We start from the raw sequence: 19328 nt of genomic DNA, 5'->3' as shown, positions 1-19328 counted from the left end.
AAATGGTGGAAGGAGCCGGCCGTGAGCGGCACGAGCGCAAACAGCTTCGGAGCACAAGGCGCCCTGCAGGTGGGCGACGCGTCCTATGACATCTACCGCCTGGGGGCGGTCGACGGCAGCGCGAACCTGCCCTACAGCCTCAAGGTGCTGCTGGAGAACCTCCTGCGCACCGAGGACGGCGCGAACATCACCGCCGACCACATCCGGGCCCTCGCCGGCTGGGACCCCTCGGCTGAGCCCGACACCGAGATCCAGTTCACGCCCGCCCGCGTGATCATGCAGGACTTCACCGGCGTGCCCTGCGTGGTCGACCTGGCCACCATGCGCGAGGCCGTCGCCGAGCTCGGTGGCGACGCCACGAAGATCAACCCGCTGGCCCCGGCCGAGCTGGTCATCGACCACTCGGTCATCACCGACGTCTTCGGCCGCGCCGACGCCTTCGAGCGCAACGTCGAGCTGGAGTACCAGCGCAACAAGGAGCGCTACCAGTTCCTGCGCTGGGGCCAGACCGCGTTCAACGACTTCAAGGTCGTCCCGCCCGGCACCGGCATCGTCCACCAGGTCAACATCGAGCACCTGGCGCGCACCGTCATGGTCCGCGACGGCGTGGCCTACCCCGACACCTGCGTCGGCACCGACTCGCACACGACGATGGTCAACGGCCTGGGCGTCCTGGGCTGGGGCGTCGGCGGCATCGAGGCCGAGGCGGCCATGCTGGGCCAGCCGGTCTCGATGCTCATCCCGCGCGTCGTCGGCTTCAAGCTCAGCGGCCAGATCCCCTCGGGCGCAACGGCAACCGACGTCGTCCTGACGATCACCGAGATGCTGCGCAAGCACGGCGTCGTCGGCAAGTTCGTCGAGTTCTACGGCGAGGGCGTCTCGGCGGTGCCGCTGGCCAACCGCGCCACCATCGGCAACATGAGCCCGGAGTTCGGCTCGACCTGCGCGATCTTCCCGATCGACGAGGTCACCACCGAGTACCTCCGCCTCACCGGCCGCTCCGAGGAGTCGGTCGCCCTGGTCGAGGCCTACGCCAAGGAGCAGGGCCTGTGGCACGACGCCAGCGTGGAGCCGAAGTACTCCGAGTACCTCGAGCTCGACCTGTCCACGGTCGTGCCCTCCATCGCCGGCCCGAAGCGTCCGCAGGACCGGATCGCGCTCACCGACGCCAAGACCTCCTTCCGCAAGGTGCTGCCGGAGTACGTCGAGCACCGCGAGGGTGACGACGTCCTCGGCGACAGCTTCCCGGCCAGCGACCCGCCCACCCCGGACAGCCCGGCCAACGGCGGCTCCGCCCCGGCCCTGACCGGCGACGGCTCCACCCGGTCCTCGCGCCCCGTGACGGTCGCGCTGGCCGGCGGCCAGGAGGTCGAGCTCGACCACGGCATCGTGGCGATCGCCTCGATCACCAGCTGCACCAACACCTCCAACCCCTCGGTCATGCTCGCGGCGGCGCTGCTGGCCAAGAAGGCCGTGGACAAGGGCCTGGCCTCGGCGCCGTGGGTCAAGACCTCCCTGGCCCCCGGGTCCAAGGTCGTCATGGACTACTACGAGAAGGCCGGCCTGATCCCCTACCTGGAGAAGCTGGGCTTCCACCTGGTCGGCTACGGCTGCACCACGTGCATCGGCAACTCCGGCCCGCTGCCGGAGGAGGTCTCCGCCGCGGTGCAGGAGAACGACCTCGCGGTCACCTCGGTGCTCTCGGGCAACCGCAACTTCGAGGGCCGGATCAACCCGGACGTGAAGATGAACTACCTGGCCTCGCCGCCGCTGGTCATCGCCTACGCCCTCGCCGGCACGATGGACTTCGACTTCGAGACCGACGCCCTGGGCAAGGACACCGACGGCAACGACGTGTTCCTGCGCGACATCTGGCCCACGCCGGACGAGGTCGAGCGCACCATCGCGACCTCGATCAACCAGGAGATGTTCTCCACGGACTACGCCGACGTCTTCGCCGGCGACCAGCGCTGGCAGTCGCTGCCCACGCCCGAGGGCGAGACCTTCGCGTGGGACGGCGAGTCCACCTACGTGCGCAAGCCCCCGTACTTCGAGGGCATGTCCATGGACATCACCCCGGTCGAGGACGTCGAGGGCGCCCGCGTGCTGGCCAAGCTGGGTGACTCGGTGACCACCGACCACATCAGCCCGGCCGGCTCGATCAAGGCCGACAGCCCGGCTGGCCGCTACCTGGCCGAGCACGGCGTGGAGCGCAAGGACTTCAACTCCTACGGCTCCCGCCGCGGCAACCACGAGGTCATGATCCGCGGCACCTTCGCCAACATCCGGCTGAAGAACCTGCTGCTGGACGGCGTCGAGGGCGGCTTCACCCGCAACTTCCTCGCCGGCGGCGAGCAGACCGCGATCTTCGACGCCGCGGCTGCCTACCAGGAGGCCGGCGTCCCGCTGGTCATCCTGGCCGGCAAGGAGTACGGCTCCGGCTCCTCCCGCGACTGGGCCGCCAAGGGCACGCGCCTGCTCGGCGTCAAGGCGGTCATCGCCGAGTCCTACGAGCGGATCCACCGCTCCAACCTCATCGGCATGGGCGTGCTGCCGCTGCAGTTCCCCGCCGGCGAGAGCGCCGACAGCCTCGGCCTCGACGGCACCGAGACCTTCTCGGTCACCGGGGTCACCGCTCTCAACGACGGCACCACGCCGCGGACCGTCAAGGTCGTGGCCGCCAGGGAGGGTGGCGAGAGCGTCGAGTTCGACGCGATCGTGCGCATCGACACCCCCGGTGAGGCCGACTACTACCGCAACGGCGGAATCCTGCAGTACGTCCTGCGTTCCCTCGTGAACGGCTGACGTCACCGCCCCGCGACGGGCCCGGTCACCTTCGGGTGGCCGGGCCCGTCCGCGTGTGCGTACCGCTGCGCGCGACGGTATGCCGGGTGGGCGCGGCCCGTGGCGCGCGCACCCGGGTGCCGGCCGTGCGGCATACCAATCCCGGCGGTGACTGTCCTCCGGGCGGGGCGTGCGGTTATCTTGACGCCGTGAAGCCAACGCAGGGCGCCCCCGGTAGCCAGACTTCACTGCGTGAAGCCAACAAGGCCCGCGTGGTGGAGGCGGTGGAGCAGCACGGTGCCCTGACCCAGGTCGAGCTCGCAGGCGTCACGGGCCTGTCGCCGGCCACGGTGTCCAACCTCGTGCGCGAGCTCGCCGCGGCCTCGGTGGTGTCGCTCGCCCCGAGCGTCCGCAGCGGCCGGCGCGCCGTCCTGGTCTCGCTGGCCGCGGGGGAGGGGCTGCTGGCCGGGGTGGCCTTCGGCGACCGGGACATCCGGGTGGCCGTGAGCGACACGACCGGGCACATCCTGGGCCGCCAGCGGATGCCGCTGCCGGCCGACCACCACGCGGACGAGGGCATGGAGCGGGCCGCGCGCCTGGTCGGGGACCTCGTCGACCGGGTCGGCGGGCGCATGGACGGGCTGACCGCGGCCGGGTTCGGCCTGCCCGCCCCGGTCGACACGGTCAGCGGCGAGGTCGGGTCCGAGGCGGTCCTGCCCGGCTGGCGCGGGGTGCCGGTGGCGCAGGAGATGTCGGGGCGGCTGCGCGTGCCGGTGCACCTGGACAACACGGCCAACCTGGCGGCGCTGGGGGAGCTCCGCGCGGGCTCCCTGCGGGGACGGCAGAACGCCTGCTACATCAAGGCGTCATATGGCATCGGGGCCGGGCTCATCATCAACGGCGAGGTCTTCCGCGGCAGCGCGGGGACGGCAGGGGAGATCGGCCACGTCACCATCGACGAGAACGGCCCGGTCTGCCGGTGCGGCAACCGAGGGTGCCTCGACACCTTCGTCGGGTCGCGCGCGCTGCTGGACGCGCTGGCCGTCTCGCACGGCGAGCTGACGCTGCGCGACGTGCTCAACCGGACCGAGGCGGGCGACCCCGGGTGCCGCCGCGTGGTGGCCGACGCGGGCCGGCACATCGGGGTGGCTGCCGCGGGCCTGGTCAACCTGCTCAACCCCGAGGTCATCGTCGTCGGCGGGCAGCTCGCCCGGGTCGGTGACGTGCTGCTCTCCCCGTTGCGAGAGGCCATTGATCGCTGTGCAATCCCGTCCGCCGCGGCTAGCGTGGAGGTTGTCGGGGCGCAGCTCGGGGAGGAGGCCGAGCTGGTGGGAGCCCTGGCTGTCGCCGCACAGCTCCACAGTGACGCCCGGCGCGTCGCCGGCTGAGAAGTTTCGGTCACGTTTCGGGCATATTGAATTCAAGCCTTGACGCCAACCGCGCCGGGGTCTTGACTCAGCCTCAGCCCGACACCGTGGCGGGCATCCACGTCCGAGGAGACCCCATGACTTCATCGATCGCCCGGCTCGCCGGCGTCGGCCTCGCGGCCGGGCTGGCCCTCTCGTCCGTCGCGGCTTGCAGCAGCGGCAGCAGCAGCTCCAGCTCCGGTGGCTCCAGCTCCGGCGGTGCCAAGAAGATCGCGCTGCTCCTGCCGGAGTCCAAGACGGCTCGCTACGAGCAGCTCGACCGCCCGCTGTTCGAGGCGGCCGTCAAGGCCAAGTGCCCGACCTGCACCATCATCTACTCCAACGCCGACCAGGACGCCGCCAAGCAGCAGCAGCAGGCCGAGTCCGCCCTGACCCAGGGCGCCAACGTCCTCGTCCTCGACCCGGTCGACAGCAAGGCGGCGGCCTCGATCGCCAACAGCGCCAAGAGCTCCAAGGTCCCGGTCATCGCCTATGACCGCTTCATCTCGGGCGCCCCGGTCGACTACTACGTCTCCTTCGACAACCAGAAGGTCGGCCAGCTCCAGGCCCAGACCCTCGTCGACCTCATGAAGAAGGCCGGCAAGACCTCGGGCAACATCGTGATGATCAACGGCGCGCCGACCGACAACAACGCCGGCCAGTTCAAGAAGGGCGCGCACAGCGTCCTCGACTCCAGCGGCTACAAGGTCGCCGCCGAGTACGACACGCCCGACTGGAGCCCGGACAAGGCCCAGGCGTGGATGGAGAGCCAGCTCACCGCGGTCAAGTCCGGCCTGGTCGGCGTCTACGCCGCCAACGACGGCACCGCAGGTGGCGCCATCGCCGCCCTCAAGGGTGGCGGCGTCAACCCGCTGCCGCCGGTGACCGGTCAGGACGCCGAGCTCGCCGCCATCCAGCGCATCCTCGCCGGCGACCAGGCCATGACCGTCTACAAGGCGATCAAGCCCGAGGCCACCGACGCCGCCAACGCGGCGGTGGCGCTGGCCAACGGCCAGAAGCCGCAGTCGCAGACCACCTACCAGAACACCCCGTCCACGCTGCTCATCCCGGTGGCCGTGACCAAGACCAACATCAAGGACACCGTCGTCAAGGACGGCGTCTACCCGGTCACCGCCATCTGCACCGGCGACTTCGCCAAGGCGTGCGCCGCCGCGGGCCTGAGCTGAGGAAGGAACCATGACGACCACCACCTCACCGGCAGCGACCGACACGGTCCTGTCCATGACAGGCGTATCCAAGAGGTTCGGCGCCGTGCAGGCGCTGAAGGACATCGAGCTGGACGTGCGTGCCGGTGAGGTGGTGGCGCTGGTTGGTGACAACGGCGCCGGCAAGTCGACGCTGGTCAAGACCATCGCCGGGGTCTACAGCCCCGACGAGGGCCACATGAGCTTCGACGGCAAGCAGGTCCACATCGGCAGCCCGGCCGAGGCCCAGCACCTCGGCATCGCCACGGTCTTCCAGGACCTGGCCCTGTGCGACAACCTCGACGTCGTCGGCAACCTCTTCCTCGGTCGCGAGCTCAAGCACCGCCGGCAGCTCGACGAGGTCGAGATGGAGCGGCAGTCCTGGCAGCTGCTGCGCCAGCTCTCGGCCAAGATCCCGTCGGTCCGCATCCCGGTGGCGAGCCTGTCCGGCGGCCAGCGCCAGACGGTCGCCATCGCCCGCTCGCTGCTCGGCGAGCCGAAGGTCGTCATGCTCGACGAGCCGACGGCGGCCCTGGGCGTCGCCCAGACCGCGGAGGTGCTCAACCTCGTCGAGCGGCTGCGCGAGCGGGGCCTGGGCGTCATCCTCATCAGCCACAACATGGCCGACGTCATGGCCGTGGCCGACCGGGTCGTCGTGCTGCGGCTGGGTCGCAACAACGGCATCTACCAGGTCAGCCAGACCAGCTCGCAGGAGATCATCGCCGCGATCACCGGCGCCACCACCAACGCCGTCTCGGAGCGAGCCGCCCGCCGCACCCCGCAGGAGAGCACGTCGTGACCACCTCATCCAGCCCCCAGCAGGCCACGTCCACCGAGACCGAGGAGCTGCAGGCCGCCCTGCCGGCCGACCTGCAGGACGAGCGGCTCATCGCCTCGCGCGGGTTCTCCGGCGCGGTCTCGGTGTTCACCACCCGGCTGCGCAGCGGCGACCTCGGCTCGCTGCCGGTCGTCATCGGCCTCATCGTCATCTGGGGCGTCTTCCAGGCGCTGAACCCGGACTTCCTCTCCCCACGCAACCTGGTCAACCTGACCCTGCAGAGCGCAGCGATCGGCACCATCTCCATCGGCGTCGTGCTGGTCCTCCTGCTGGGCGAGATCGACCTGTCCGTCGGCTCGGTGAGCGGTCTGGCCGCCGCCGTGCTCGGTGTCGGGCTCACCCAGCACGGCTGGGCGCTGCCCCTCGCCATCATCGCCGCCGTGCTGACCGGCACGGTCGTCGGCCTGTTCTACGGCGCGCTCTACACCCGCTTCGGCGTGCCGAGCTTCGTCATCACCCTCGCCGGCCTGCTCGGCTTCCTCGGCCTGCAGCTCTACATCCTGGGCAAGGAGGGCTCGCTCAACCTGCCCTTCACCTCGCCGATCGTCGAGTTCGCCCAGCTGCAGTTCCTGACGCCGATCGTGTCCTACGTCGTCATCGCGCTCGTCGTGCTGGCCTACCTCGGCAGCCGTCTGGCGGCGCGTTCACGCCGGGCCGCGGCGGGCCTGTCCACGGCCCCGACCACGATGCTCGTGGCGCGGGCGGTCGGCCTGGCGGTGATCCTGCTGGTGCCGGTCATCGTGCTCAACCAGGACCGCGGCGTGTCGTGGATGTTCATCCTGTTCGTCGTCTTCGTCGTGATCATGGACATCGCGTTGCGGCGCACCAGCTGGGGCCGCTCGGTCTTCGCGGTGGGTGGCAACGTCGAGGCGGCCCGCCGCTCGGGCATCAACGTGCGGGGCATCTACCTGTCGATCTTCGCGCTGTGCTCGACGTTCGCGGCCATCGGCGGCATCCTCGCCGCCGGCCGGCTCGCAGCGGTCAACCAGAGCAGCGGTGGCGGTGACACCAACCTCAACGCCATCGCGGCGGCGGTCATCGGTGGCACCAGCCTCTTCGGTGGTCGCGGCTCGGCGTACTCGGCGCTGCTGGGCATCATCGTGATCCAGTCGATCTCCAGCGGACTGAGCCTGCTGAACCTCGACTCCTCGATCCGGTTCATGGTCACCGGTGCGGTGCTGCTGCTCGCGGTGACGATCGACTCGCTGAGCCGGCGCAGCCGCGCCGCCCACGGTCGCGCCTGAGCGACGTACCCGTCCCACCGAGGGGCCCGGCCACCCGGCCGGGCCCCTCGGCCTGTCAGGGGCGGCGCCCACACTGGTGGCGTGCGCGCGACCCCACCCGGCTGGCCCCTCGAGGTGCCACCGCCGGACACCCCCGACTGGCAGGTGCCCGCGGTGTCCTGGCTGCTCGACCAGTGCCCGGCCGACTACCGCCGGTACGCCGGGTGGCGGCGTCACCCGGTCGCGCTCGCCTGGGTGACGGTGCGTCACGTCGACGCCCAGCTCGAGGCGATGCGCCAGGCCTACCGCGAGGCCCGGGTCGAGCTCGGTGACCACCTCACCCCGGAGGCCCTTGACCAGGTGCTGGCCGACCTCGAGGCCGAGGGCGTGCGGCTGCGCGCCGCCCGGCGCAGCGCCGAGCTGCTGCACGAGGCGATGCAGGGCCGACGGTTCATCCCGCGCCTGTGACGCAGGCGGGGGACAATGGCGAGGTGAACCGCACCCTGCTCAAGCCGGTCGGCGTGCTCGTGGCCCTCGTCGGCCTGCTCTGGACGCTGCAGGGCACCGGTGTCCTCGGTGGCAGCGCCATGTCCGGCGTGGCGTTCTGGGCCGTCGTGGGCATCGTGCTCATCATCGCCGGCGTCGCGCTCTACGTGCTGGGGGAGCGGACGCTGCGCGCGCGCCGGCGCGACCGCGACAATCCCGGCTCCTAGGCAGGCCGCGACGGGCGCTCCCGCCGGTGAGAAGGTGGGCAGGCTGCTGGTGGCCCCGGCCGCCGCAGGCCCGTGACCGGCACCGCACCCAAGGAGCGCCCCCGATGCCCGAGCACGCCGCACCCGACACCCCCGCCCGGTCGGGTGAGCCGCAGCAGCCCTGGCTGCACGACCTGAGCATCTGCGTCAGCGGGAACGTCACCGCGCTGTCCGCCGCCTCGGGCCAGGTCGAGGGCGCCGGCGCCCAGGGCGTGTTCGTCGACGACCGACGTGTCCTGTCCGTGCTGCACGTCCGGCTGGGGGACCAGGCCACGGCGCCGGTCGCAGCCGCCAGTGCCGGGCAACGCTCAGAGTTCCTCGGCTCGGCCCGTCACCTGGGCAACCCCGGGTCGGACCCGACGGTGGAGGTCCTGCGCCGCCGCGAGGTCGTGGCCCAGGGGATCCGCGAGCAGGTCGAGGTGCGCTCGCGCGCCGACGCCCCGGTCGTCGCCGACCTGGTCGTGCGCCTCGCCGGCGACGCGGCGCCGATCAGCCGGGTGAAGTCCGGCATCGCCGAGGGGTCGCCCCTGCCGGCGCTGGTGCGGGACGGGCAGGTCACATGGGGCGACGAGGACCACGAGGTCGTCGTCTCCTTCGACCCGGCACCGTCGCAGCTCTCGGCGGGCGCGGACGGCGCCGTCGCCTCCTTCCCGCTGGAGGTCCCGCCGGGGGAGCGCGCCACCGTCACGCTCACGGTCCTCGTGACCCGGCGGGGAACCTCCGGGCTGGACGCCGACGGCGGTGCCGCGCGCCTCGACTGGGACGACGTCGCCGTCGAGGCCGACGACCCGCGGCTGGGGCCGGCGCTGGCGATGGGGATGAGCGACCTGCGCCACCTCACCCTGACCGACCCGCAGGCCCCCGAGGACGTCTATGCCGGCGCCGGGACGCCTTGGTACCTCACGCTGTTCGGCCGCGACTCGCTCTGGGCGGCGCGCATGGCGCTGCCGTTCGGGACCACCCTGGCGGGCGGCACCCTGCGCGCCCTGGCCCGGCGGCAGGGCACCGTCGTCGACGCCGCCTCCGCGCAGGCCCCCGGCAAGATCCCGCACGAGGTGCGTCGCACGGCATACGTCGACGAGGTCAAGGGTCTGGCGCTGCCGCCGGTCTACTACGGCACGATCGACGCCACGCCGCTGTGGGTGAGCCTGCTGCACGACGCGTGGCGCTGGGGCCTGCCCGAGGTGGAGGTGGTGGCCCTGCTGCCGCACCTGCGGGCCGCGACCCGGTGGCTGACCGAGCACGCCGCGCCCGACGACGACGGGCTGCTGAAGTACCTCGACACTACGGGCACCGGTCTGGCCAACCAGGGCTGGAAGGACTCCGCCGACTCGGTGCGCTGGCGCGACGGCCGGGTCGCCGACGGCCCGATCGCCCTGGTCGAGGCCCAGGCGTACGCCGTGGAGGCGGCCGACGCGGCCGCCACCCTGTTCGACGCGTTCGGGCAGGACGGCGCCGCCGAGCTGCGGGCCTGGGCCGACGGGCTGCGCACCCGGTTCCGGCAGCGGTACTGGGCCGAGGGCGCGGACGGGCCCTACCTGGGCATCGCCGTCGACGGGCACGGCGCCCTGGTCGACGGGGTCGGCTCCAACATGGGCCACGTCCTCGGCACCGGCACGCTGGACCCGGACGAGGCCGCCCGGGTGAGCGCCACCCTGACCGGGCCGACGATGCTCGGCCGCTACGGAATCGGCACCCTCGCCGACGACAACGGCGGCTACAACCCGATCGGCTACCACACCGGCTCGGTGTGGACCCATGACACCGCGATCTGCGCCCTCGGCATGGTGCGCGAGGGCCACCGCGACCCGGCCGTGGCCGTCGGCCGCAGCCTGCTGGCCGCCGCGGTGCCCTTCGGCTACCGCTGGCCCGAGCTGTACGCCGGGTCCGGCGTGCTCGACCAGCCCGCCCCCTACCCGGCGTCCTGCCGGCCCCAGGCGTGGTCTGCGGCCTCCGCCGCCGCCCTGCTGACCGTCGCGCTGGGGTTCGAGCCGGACGCCCCCGCGGGGCGGCTCGTGCTGCGTCCGGCCCGCCCCGCGGCATACGGGGCGATGACCGTGCACGGGCTGCGCTTCGCCGGCCACCGCTTCGGGGTGCGCTGTCTGGCGGATGGCACCACCGAGGTGCTGGGTGCACCCTCGGAGGTGGCCATCACCGTCGCCTGAGGGGAACAACTAGACTCGATCGACTCGAGCCGTGTGTGCGGAAGGACTGTTTTCCATCGTGGGTGTGCTGCAGACGATCTCCAGCCCTGCTGACCTGCGGGCGCTGCCCGCGGAGCAGATGCCTCAGCTGGCCGCGGAGATCCGCGACTTCCTGGTGACGGAGGTCTCCAAGACCGGTGGCCACCTCGGCCCCAACCTCGGCGTGGTCGAGCTGACCATCGCCCTGCACCGGGTGTTCGACTCCCCACGCGACGCGATCGTCTTCGACACGGGGCACCAGTCCTACGTGCACAAGCTGCTCACCGGGCGACAGGACTTCAGCAAGCTCAAGAAGAAGGGCGGCCTGTCGGGCTACCCGAGCCGCGCCGAGTCCGTGCACGACGTGGTCGAGAACTCCCACGCCTCGACCGCCCTTTCGTGGGCCGACGGCATCGCCAAGGCGCGACGCCTGAAGGGGGAGCGTGGCCGGCACACCGTCGCCGTGATCGGTGACGGCGCGCTGACCGGAGGCATGGCGTGGGAGGCGATCAACAACATCGCCGCCGACAAGGACCTGCCCCTGGTCATCGTCGTCAACGACAACGAGCGCTCCTACGCGCCGACCACCGGCGGCCTGGCCGACCACCTGGCCACGCTGCGCACCACGCGCGGCTACGAGCGGTTCCTGGACTGGGGCAAGAACACCCTGTCGCGCACGCCGGTCGTGGGCTCGGCGATGTACGAGACCCTGCACGGCGTCAAGAAGGGCCTCAAGGACATCGTCGCCCCGCAGGGCATGTTCGAGGACCTGGGCCTGAAGTACCTCGGCCCGGTCGACGGGCACGACGAGACCGCGCTCGAGCACGCGTTCCGGCGCGCCCGCGCGTACGGCGGTCCGGTGCTGGTGCACGTCATCACCCAGAAGGGCCGCGGCTACCAGCCCGCGATCGAGGACGAGGCCGACCAGTTCCACGCCGTCGGCGTCATCAACCCCGAGACCGGCCTGCCGTTCGAGGCCGGCGGGCGCATCTGGACCGATGAGTTCAACGACGAGATGTGCGCCATCGGGGAGCGTCGGCCCGACGTGGTGGCGATCACCGCGGCCATGCTCATCCCGGTCGGCCTCGACGGCTTCGCGGCGAAGTTCCCCGACCGGGTCTTCGACGTCGGCATCGCCGAGCAGCACGCCGTGACCATGGCCTCGGGTCTGGCGTTCGGTGGGATGCACCCGGTCGTCGCGGTCTACGCCACGTTCCTCAACCGGGCCTTCGACCAGCTGCTCATGGACTGTGCGCTGCACCAGGCGGGGGTGACCTTCGTCCTCGACCGCGCCGGCATCACCGGCAGCGACGGGGCCTCGCACAACGGCATGTGGGACATGACGCTGGGCAACATCGTGCCGGGGCTGCGCCTGGCCGCCCCACGCGACGGCGACCAGGTCCGCCGGCAGCTGCGCGAGGCCGTCGAGGTGTCCGACGCCCCGACCGTCATCCGCTTCCCCAAGGGCGATGTCGCCGACCCGGTGGTGGCCACCGAGCAGTGGGGGAGCGTGGACGTGCTCCACGGCCCCGCCGGCCGCGAGCCGGTCGACCTGCTGCTGGTGTCGGTCGGGTCCCTCGCCCCCACGGCGCTCGGCGTCGCCGCCAAGCTCGAGGCCCAGGGGCACAGCATCCGGGTCGTCGACCCGCGCTGGGTGCTGCCGGTCGGCGACGACGTCGTCGACGCCGCACGGCAGGCCGGCGCGGTCGCCGTCATCGAGGACAACCTCGTCGAGGGCGGCATCGGCTCGGCCGTCACCCGCGCCCTGCGTGAGGCCGGGCTGTCCCAGCCCGTGCACTGCCACGGCATCCCCAAGCGGTTCCTCGAGCACGCGTCGCGCTCGCAGCTGCTCGAGGAGGTCGGGCTGACCACCGACGCCATCGCCACGGCGCTCGCGGCACGGCTCGGGCACGCCGCCGGCTGAGCCGTTCCGGCAGAGCCAGCACGAGCACACCGCCGGCTGAGCGGGGCGGGCCACCTCACGTCCTGGACGGAGCCCATCGCGGTCCAGTGGGCGGCGCGCACACCCGATGGGCGGCGTTGTGGTGCCCGCTGCCAGCGCCTGGCACCCGTCCCTGGCCTAGGTTGGCGACACGGGGCCGGCACCGACCGGGCCGGCCCCCTCCGAGACGAGCTGGAGGGCACTGTGCCTGAGGTTGAGCCGCAGTACCGCATCGACCGGCCGGGCGGGTCGCTCGGGGTCCACGACCTGACCCTGCCGCAGGGCGAACCCCGCGGCAGCGAGCAGGACCGGCCGCTGGTCCTCGCGCTGCGCGGCATCACCGCCAACGCGCTGTCCTGGCGGATGGTGGCCGACGCCCTCGGGGACCGCCTCGGCCCGGGCTCGGCGCGGGTGCTGGCCCCCGACCTGCGCGGCCGGGCCTGCAGCCGGGACATCACCGGTCCCTGGGGGCTCGACGCGCACGTGGCCGACGTGATCGGGGTCGCCGACGCCTTCGGCGCTCGCGAGGTGGTGCTGCTGGGGCACTCGATGGGCGCGTTCGTCGCGGCCCTGACGGCCGCGCGCCACCCCGACCGGGTCCGCGCGGCGGTGCTCGTCGACGGCGGCCTGTCCCTGCCGGTGCCCGCCAAGACCGACATCGACGCCGCCCTGACCGCGGTCATCGGGCCGGCGATGCAGCGGCTGTCCATGCGCTTCGCGGACGAGCAGGCCTACCTGGCCTTCTGGGAGCCGCACCCCGCGATGAAGGGCATCCTCGCCGACCCGGTCGGCGCGGCCACGCTGCACCGCTACCTGCGCCACGACCTCGTCCAGGACGGTCCGGAGGTGGTGAGCTCCTGCATCCTCGACGCGGTCCGCGCCGACGGCCGCGACCTGCTGGCCTCCCCGGAGGTGCACGCCGCGGTCGGCGCCACTGTCGCGGCAGGGGTGCCCGTGGAGCTCCTGTGGGCTCAGCGGGGCCTGATGGACGAGCCCCAGGGCCTGTACGACGAGCAGCGCCTGGCGGCGCTCGGCGTGCCCGAGCAGGTGCGGGTCACCGGGGTCAGTGGCGCCAACCACTACTCGGTGATCCTCGCCCCGGACGGGGTCGAGGCGGTCACGGCGGCGGTGCAACGGCAGCTGGTCAGCCAGCCGGCATGAGCCGGCGCAGCCGCAACGCCAGCTGCAGCTCCAGCGCCCGGTCGGGGTGCTGCCAGTCCGACCCGAGCAGGGTGGCCACGCGCTCGAGCCGCTGGGCGACCGTGTTGACGTGCACGTGCAGGGCCGTCGCGGCGTGCCGCGGGCTGGACCCGGCCGCGAAGTAGGTCTCCAGCGTCTTGACGAGCTCGCTGCCGCGCTGGGCGTCGTAGGCGGACACCGGCCCGAGGACGCGCGCGACGTAGGAGGCCACGTCCGGGTCGGAGCCGACCACCAGGCCGGCGAAGCCGAGCGCCTCCGTCGAGGCGCCGGCGCCCCGGCGACCCAGCGCGACCAGTGCCGCCGCCGTGCGCCGCGCCTCGGCGTGGGCGGCGGGCAGCTCCTCGACCGAGCGGACCGGGCCGGCCGCGCCGACGGTGACCGGCGCGCCGCGCGAGAGCCGGGTGGCCAGGTGGGTCGCCGCCGCATCGGGGTCCTCGGACGGCACGAGCGCCACGACGTCGCCGTCGTGCTCGCCCACCACCGAGCCCGGGCCGGTGCCCGCCTGGGCCGAGAGCACCAGCGCCCGCCGCGACTCGCCCTCGCGCCCCTTGACGACCAGCACGCAGTGCGGTGCGGTCAGGTCCAGGCCGTGGGCCCGGGCGCGGGTCTGCCGCGCCGGGGCGTCGCCCCGGCCGCTGACCAGGTCGGAGACCAGGTCGGTGACGACCCGCAACGAGGCGTCGACGGCGGCCCGCTCGAACAGCAGCACCAGGGCGCTCACCACGCCGGCGCGCTCAAGGGTGCGTTCGTCGGCCTCGTCGAGCCGGCCGACACCGCCGACGACGAGGGTGCCCAGCCGTTCGTGCGCCGCGGTGACGCTGACCGCCCAGACGCCGTCCTCGGTGGCCAGGCGGCCGGAGGCGTGCGTGGCCTGGACCGCCGGTGCGCAGGCGAGCGGGTCGGGGGAGCCGCCCGCGGCAGGCCGGGGCGCGGACCGTCCGGCGGTGCCGACGCGCGTGCCGTCGGGGTCCAGCAGCACGGCCCACCCGCCGAGCAGCTCCACGAGGGCGCCGGTGATGTCGTCGACGCCGCCGCCCTGCAGGACCAGCTCGGCGAACCGGTCGTGCGCCGCGGCGGCCCGCTCGACGCCGCTGACGTGCCGCCGGGCGACGTCGTGCGCCTCGGAGAGCGCGGCCAGCGCCTCGGCCGTCTCGGCGGCCGCGCGCGTGGTCACGATCGACACCGCGGCCAGCGCGGCCAGCGAGCCGAGCAGCGACACCTCGTCGTGGCTGAACGGACGCGGCGAGCGGTTGGCCGCGAAGAGGACGCCGACGAACTGCTCCTCGACGAGCAGCGGGGTGCCGCAGATGGCGACCAGCCCCTCGTCACCGACGGCGCTGTCGATCGTCTTGGTGTGCCGGAACCGCTGGTCCTGGGGGTAGTCGGCCGTCCAGTACGGCATGTGGGTGGACGCCACGAGGCCACCGAGCCCGGCGCCGAGGCTCAGCCGGACGGTCTGGAACCGCGCCGAGACCGAGCCGTCCGTGGCGCGCATGTAGGTGTCGCCCGCCTCCGGGTCGGCGAGGGTCAGGTAGGCCACGTCGGTCTGCAGCAGGGTGCGGGCGCGACGCACGATCGCGTCGAGGACTCCGGCCGGGTCACGCATCGAGGCGAGGTCGCGGGCGGTGTCGACCAGGGCACTCAGCTCGGCCTCACGCCGGCGGCGGGTGTCGAACGCGGCCCGCACCCGGAGGGCCAGCGCACGCGCCTCCGGGGCGTCGACGGCCGAGAGCTCGGCGGCCGACGCCCCGGAGGCGAGGAGCGTGAGCAGCGTCAGCGCGGGGTCTGCAGGAGTGGACATCACGCCCGATCCTAGGCAGCCCCGCGCCGGCGCCGCGGGGGGACGGTCAGGCGACCTCACCCTTGGTGATCGTGGCCAGGTCGCGCTGCCGGGTCTCGCGGTAGGACAGCACGGCCACCACGGAGATCACCGAGCAGATCGCGACGTAGACGGCGATCGCGCTGCCGCTGTGGTAGCTCGCCAGCAGGTCCACGGCGATGATCGGCGCCAGGCCACCGGCGATGATCGAGGCCAGCTGGTAGCCGATGGACACACCCGAGTAGCGGACCTTGGTGCCGAACAGCTCGGCGAAGAACGCCGACTGCGGGCCGTACATCGCGCCGTGGAACAGCAGGCCGACGATGACCGCGATGACCGCGAGCGGGAAGCTCTTGGTGTTGAGCATCGCGAAGAAGACGAACGCCCACACACCAACTCCGACGGCGCCGATGAGGTAGACCGGCTTGCGGCCGATGCGGTCGGACAGCGCGCCCCACATCGGGATGGTGCAGAAGTGGATCGCGGCCGCGATGAGCACGGCGTTGAGCGCGAACGACTTCGGCAGCTTCAGCTGCTCGACCACGTAGGTCGTGATGACGATGGTGAAGATGTAGTACGCGACGTTCTCGGCCATGCGCGCGCCCATGGCGGTGAGGATCTCGCGGGGGTAGCGGCGCAGCACGTCCAGCAGCGGGAGCTTGTCGACGGTGCCCTCGGAGGCCCGCACCTCGGCCCGCTCGCGCGCGGCCTTGAACAGCGGGGACTCCTCGACCTGCAGGCGGACCCACAGGCCGATGATGACCAGGACGGCCGAGAGCAGGAACGGGATGCGCCAGCCCCACGACAGGAATGCCGCGTCGTCCTGGAAGACCGCCAGCATCGCCAGGACGCCGTTGGCGATGAGCTGACCGGCGGGGGCACCCGCCTGCGGCCAGGAGGCCCAGAAGCCGCGCCGGCCGGGCTCGCCGTGCTCGGAGACGATGAGGACCGCACCGCCCCACTCGCCGCCGAGGGCGAAGCCCTGGACGCAGCGCAGGACGGTCAGCAGCACCGGGGCCAGCGCGCCCACCTGGGCGTAGCCCGGCAGCAGGCCGATCCCGAAGGTCGCGACGCCCATCATGAGCAGGGAGAGCACCAGGAGCTTCTTGCGGCCGATCCGGTCACCGAAGTGGCCGAAGACCAGGCCGCCGAGCGGGCGGAAGACGAAGCCGATCCAGTACGTCGCGAAGCTGAGCAGCGTGGCCTGCAGCGGGTCCTTGGCGTTCGGGAAGAACACGTGGGGGAAGACCGCCGCGGCGGCGACGCCGTAGAGGAAGAAGTCGTACCACTCGACGGTCGTGCCGATCAGACTGGCGCCGACGATCCGCGCGATCGGGGATCTGCGCCCCGTCGTCGGCTCGGACACAAGGGTGCTGGCCATGCTGGCTCCTGGTGTGGGTGGGTGGTGAGGGTGGGGCGAAACGGTGGTGCGGTATGCCGGGTGGCCGGGTCCTTCGAGGTCCCCGGCCACCCGGGGTCCTCAGTGGGCGGTCCAGCCGCCGTCCATCGTGTAGGCGGCGCCGGTGATGGACGCCGACGACGGGCCGCAGAGGAAGGCGACGAGGTCGGCCACCTCCCCGGGCTCGATCAGCCGCTTGACGGCGACCGGGGCGAGCATGACCTCGTTGACGACCTCGGACTCCTCGATGCCGTGCGCCGCCGCCTGGTCGGCGATCTGCTTCTCCACCAACGGGGTTCGCACGTAGGCCGGGTTGACGCAGTTGCTCGTGACGCCATGGGCGGCGCCCTCGAGGGCGACGACCTTGGACAGGCCCTCGAGGCCGTGCTTGGCGCTGACGTAGGCCGACTTGTAGGCGCTGGCGCGCAGCCCGTGCGCGCTGGAGACGTTGACCACGCGACCCCAGCCGCCGGCATACATGTGGGGGAGCACGTGCCGGATGAGGCGGAAGGGGGACTGCAGCATCAGCGCCAGGATGAGGTCGAAGCGCTCGGTGGGGAACTCCTCGATCGGCGCGACGTGCTGCACGCCGGCGTTGTTGACGAGGATGTCGACCGCGGCGGGCAGGTCGGTGATGCCGTCGAGGTCGGCCAGGTCGCAGGCGAGGGGCTCGACCGCGGGCAGCTGGTCGAACCTCTTGAGCCCGGCCTCGTCCCGGTCGACCGCCACGACAGCGGCGCCGGCCGCGGCGAGGCGCTCGACGCACGCCGCGCCGATACCGCTCGCGGCGCCGGTGACCAGGGCGGTCCGGCCGCGCAGGGAGGCGTCGGCGGGCGGGTTCGGTGAGGAGGCGTCGTGCGGCATGAGGCCCGAGGCTAGGACCGCCTCACCACGCTGTGCCGTGTGTGCCGGCCACACAGTTCATCGAGGAGCTGTGTGGCCGGCCGCTGGCCCCCTGCTCAGATGTCGCGGAAGGTCTCGATCGTGGCGCCGAGGGCGTTGAGGCGCTCGGCCAGCTCCTCGTAGCCACGGTTGATCACGTAGACGTTGCGCAGGACCGACGTGCCCGGGGCGGCCAGCATCGCCAGCAGGATGACCACGGCCGGGCGCAGCGCCGGCGGGCAGATGACCTCGGTGGCACGCCAGCGGGTCGGGCCCTCGATCATCACGCGGTGCGGGTCGAGCAGCTGCACGCGCGCGCCGACCTTGGTCAGCTCGGTCAGGTAGATGGCGCGGTTCTCGTAGACCCAGTCGTGGATCATCGTGGTGCCCTCGGCGCACGCGGCGATGATCGCGAAGAACGGCAGGTTGTCGATGTTCAGGCCGGGGAACGGCATCGGGTGGATCTTGTCCGTCGGCGCCACGAGCGGGCCGGGGATCGTGGTCAGGTCGACCAGGCGCGTGTGCCCGTTGGCCGAGCGGTACTCCTGGGTGATGTCGTACTTCATCCCCATGAGCTCCAGCTGGGCCAGCTCGATCTCGAGGAACTCGATCGGCACCCGGCGGATCGTGATCTCGGACTCGGTGACGACCGCGGCCGCGAGCAGGCTCATCGCCTCGATGGGGTCCTCGGAGGGGGAGTACTCCACGTCCATGTCGATCTCGCGCCGGCCGTGGACGGTGAGCGTGGTGCTGCCGATCCCCTCGATCCGCACGCCGAGCTTCTCCAGGAAGAAGCACAGGTCCTGGACCATGTAGTTGGGGGAGGCGTTGCGGATGACCGTCACGCCCTCGTGGCGGGCGGCGGCCAGCAGCGCGTTCTCGGTCACGGTGTCGCCGCGCTCGGTGAGCACGATCGGCCGGCCGGGGGTCACGTCGCCGTCGACCCGGGCCTCGTAGAAGCCGCTGTGCGCGGTGACGTTGAGGCCGAACGGGCGCAGGGCGCTCATGTGCGGCTCGACCGTGCGGGTGCCGAGGTCGCAGCCGCCGGCGTAGGGCAGCTGGAACTCGGGGTACTCGTGCAGCAGCGGCCCGAGGAACATGATCACGGTGCGGGTGCGCCGCGCGGCGTCGACGTCGATGCCGGCGAGGTCGAGGCGGGCCGGCGGGACGAGCTCGAGGTCGTTGCTGTCCGGGAGCCAGCGGGCCTTGACCCCGATGCTGGTCAGCACCTCGAGGATGCGGTTGACCTCCTCGATGCGCGCGAGGTTGCGCAGCGTGGTGCGGCCGCGGTTGAGCAGCGACGCGCAGAGCAGCGCGACCGCGGCGTTCTTGCTGGTCTTGACGTCGATGGCACCGGAGAGCTTGGTGCCGCCGACGATGCGCAGGTGCTGGGCGCCGGAGTGGCCGAGGGAGACGAACTCGGAGTCGAGGCACTCGCCGATGCGCGCGAGCATCTCAAGACTGAGATTCTGCTTGCCCTGTTCGATCCGGGCGACGGCGCTCTGGCTGGTGCCCAGCGCGAGAGCAAGTTCGTTCTGAGTCATGCTCTTGTGGCGACGGGCGTCTCGGATGAGGGTGCCGATCCGGGCCAGGTAGTCCTCACTCATGCACCGAGTGTAGATCACATGTGAGATACCAGCGACCCACGCCGCCGGCGGCGACCTCTGCGAGGTAATCACCACATACCGCCCGCCG

The 19328-nt window shown here is 72.3% G+C and carries 14 protein-coding genes; 10 read left to right on the top strand and 4 right to left on the bottom strand.

Features of this window, described 5'->3' with window-relative positions; genetic code table 11:
- Nucleotides 1–21: 21 nt before the first annotated feature.
- The 10 genes from acnA (at nucleotide 22) to FB474_RS09175 (ending at nucleotide 13494) form a co-directional block, all read left to right on the top strand.
- The gene (gene acnA / locus FB474_RS09220) at nucleotides 22–2805 is read left to right on the top strand and encodes an aconitate hydratase AcnA (RefSeq protein ID WP_141788371.1); all 2784 of its coding nucleotides are present in this window, start codon (nucleotides 22–24) and stop codon (nucleotides 2803–2805) included.
- A 188-nt stretch (nucleotides 2806–2993) separates the two neighbouring features.
- A complete protein-coding gene (locus FB474_RS09215) occupies nucleotides 2994–4172 on the top strand; it encodes an ROK family transcriptional regulator (protein ID WP_141788370.1) in 1179 nt (392 codons plus the stop codon).
- Nucleotides 4173–4288: 116 nt separating this feature from the next.
- A complete protein-coding gene (locus tag FB474_RS09210) occupies nucleotides 4289–5377 on the top strand; it encodes an ABC transporter substrate-binding protein (protein WP_141788369.1) in 1089 nt (362 codons plus the stop codon).
- Nucleotides 5378–5387: 10 nt separating this feature from the next.
- Complete coding sequence (locus tag FB474_RS09205; protein ID WP_141788368.1) at nucleotides 5388–6194, top strand: ATP-binding cassette domain-containing protein; 807 nt, start codon at nucleotides 5388–5390, stop codon at nucleotides 6192–6194.
- Between the two features lie 59 nt (nucleotides 6195–6253).
- Nucleotides 6254–7477: a sugar ABC transporter permease gene (locus FB474_RS09200; protein WP_425465315.1), complete on the top strand. Its 1224-nt coding sequence runs from the start codon at nucleotides 6254–6256 to the stop codon at nucleotides 7475–7477.
- An 81-nt stretch (nucleotides 7478–7558) separates the two neighbouring features.
- Entirely contained in the window at nucleotides 7559–7924 is a 366-nt protein-coding gene (locus FB474_RS09195; protein ID WP_246092109.1) for a hypothetical protein, read from the top strand.
- Between the two features lie 23 nt (nucleotides 7925–7947).
- Entirely contained in the window at nucleotides 7948–8169 is a 222-nt protein-coding gene (locus tag FB474_RS09190) for a hypothetical protein (RefSeq protein WP_141788367.1), read from the top strand.
- 104 nt (nucleotides 8170–8273) lie between these two features.
- Complete coding sequence (locus FB474_RS09185; RefSeq protein ID WP_141788366.1) at nucleotides 8274–10373, top strand: glycogen debranching N-terminal domain-containing protein; 2100 nt, start codon at nucleotides 8274–8276, stop codon at nucleotides 10371–10373.
- A gap of 58 nt (nucleotides 10374–10431) precedes the next feature.
- On the top strand, nucleotides 10432–12315 hold the full coding sequence (gene dxs / locus FB474_RS09180) for a 1-deoxy-D-xylulose-5-phosphate synthase (protein ID WP_141788365.1): 1884 nt from the start codon (nucleotides 10432–10434) through the stop codon (nucleotides 12313–12315).
- Nucleotides 12316–12537: 222 nt separating this feature from the next.
- Entirely contained in the window at nucleotides 12538–13494 is a 957-nt protein-coding gene (locus FB474_RS09175; RefSeq protein ID WP_141788364.1) for an alpha/beta fold hydrolase, read from the top strand.
- Here the strand turns inward: FB474_RS09175 and FB474_RS09170 are convergent.
- From FB474_RS09170 to FB474_RS09155, 4 genes are all read right to left on the bottom strand, one after another.
- Nucleotides 13478–15334 (bottom strand): helix-turn-helix domain-containing protein, encoded by a 1857-nt coding sequence (locus FB474_RS09170; protein ID WP_141788363.1) that lies wholly within the window; start codon nucleotides 15332–15334, stop codon nucleotides 13478–13480. The genes FB474_RS09175 and FB474_RS09170 overlap by 17 nt on opposite strands.
- Before the next feature lie 46 nt (nucleotides 15335–15380).
- The gene (locus FB474_RS09165) at nucleotides 15381–16733 is read right to left on the bottom strand and encodes an MFS transporter (RefSeq protein WP_141788362.1); all 1353 of its coding nucleotides are present in this window, start codon (nucleotides 16731–16733) and stop codon (nucleotides 15381–15383) included.
- Nucleotides 16734–16832: 99 nt separating this feature from the next.
- Nucleotides 16833–17615: a 3-hydroxybutyrate dehydrogenase gene (locus FB474_RS09160; RefSeq protein WP_141788361.1), complete on the bottom strand. Its 783-nt coding sequence runs from the start codon at nucleotides 17613–17615 to the stop codon at nucleotides 16833–16835.
- A 95-nt stretch (nucleotides 17616–17710) separates the two neighbouring features.
- Nucleotides 17711–19240 carry a helix-turn-helix domain-containing protein gene (locus FB474_RS09155; RefSeq protein WP_141788360.1) on the bottom strand — a complete coding sequence of 510 codons (1530 nt, stop codon included), beginning with the start codon at nucleotides 19238–19240 and terminating at the stop codon, nucleotides 17711–17713.
- Nucleotides 19241–19328: the final 88 nt, after the last annotated feature.

It is taken from the genome of Oryzihumus leptocrescens (assembly GCF_006716205.1).
Classification (GTDB): Bacteria; Actinomycetota; Actinomycetes; order Actinomycetales; family Dermatophilaceae; genus Oryzihumus; species Oryzihumus leptocrescens.
The sequence above is the reverse complement of the archived record's forward strand: the minus strand, read 5'-3'. Positions and strand labels throughout refer to the sequence as shown.

Bases quoted from the DNA above. Each gene is read 5' to 3' on its own strand.
- FB474_RS09210 (WP_141788369.1), top strand. From the start codon at position 4,289: ATGACTTCATCGATCGCCCGGCTCGCCGGCGTCGGCCTCGCGGCCGGG.
- FB474_RS09205 (WP_141788368.1), top strand. From the start codon at position 5,388: ATGACGACCACCACCTCACCGGCAGCGACCGACACGGTCCTGTCCATG.
- FB474_RS09185 (WP_141788366.1), top strand. From the start codon at position 8,274: ATGCCCGAGCACGCCGCACCCGACACCCCCGCCCGGTCGGGTGAGCCG.
- FB474_RS09170 (WP_141788363.1), bottom strand. From the start codon at position 15,334: ATGTCCACTCCTGCAGACCCCGCGCTGACGCTGCTCACGCTCCTCGCC.
- FB474_RS09165 (WP_141788362.1), bottom strand. From the start codon at position 16,733: ATGGCCAGCACCCTTGTGTCCGAGCCGACGACGGGGCGCAGATCCCCG.
- FB474_RS09160 (WP_141788361.1), bottom strand. From the start codon at position 17,615: ATGCCGCACGACGCCTCCTCACCGAACCCGCCCGCCGACGCCTCCCTG.
- FB474_RS09155 (WP_141788360.1), bottom strand. From the start codon at position 19,240: ATGAGTGAGGACTACCTGGCCCGGATCGGCACCCTCATCCGAGACGCC.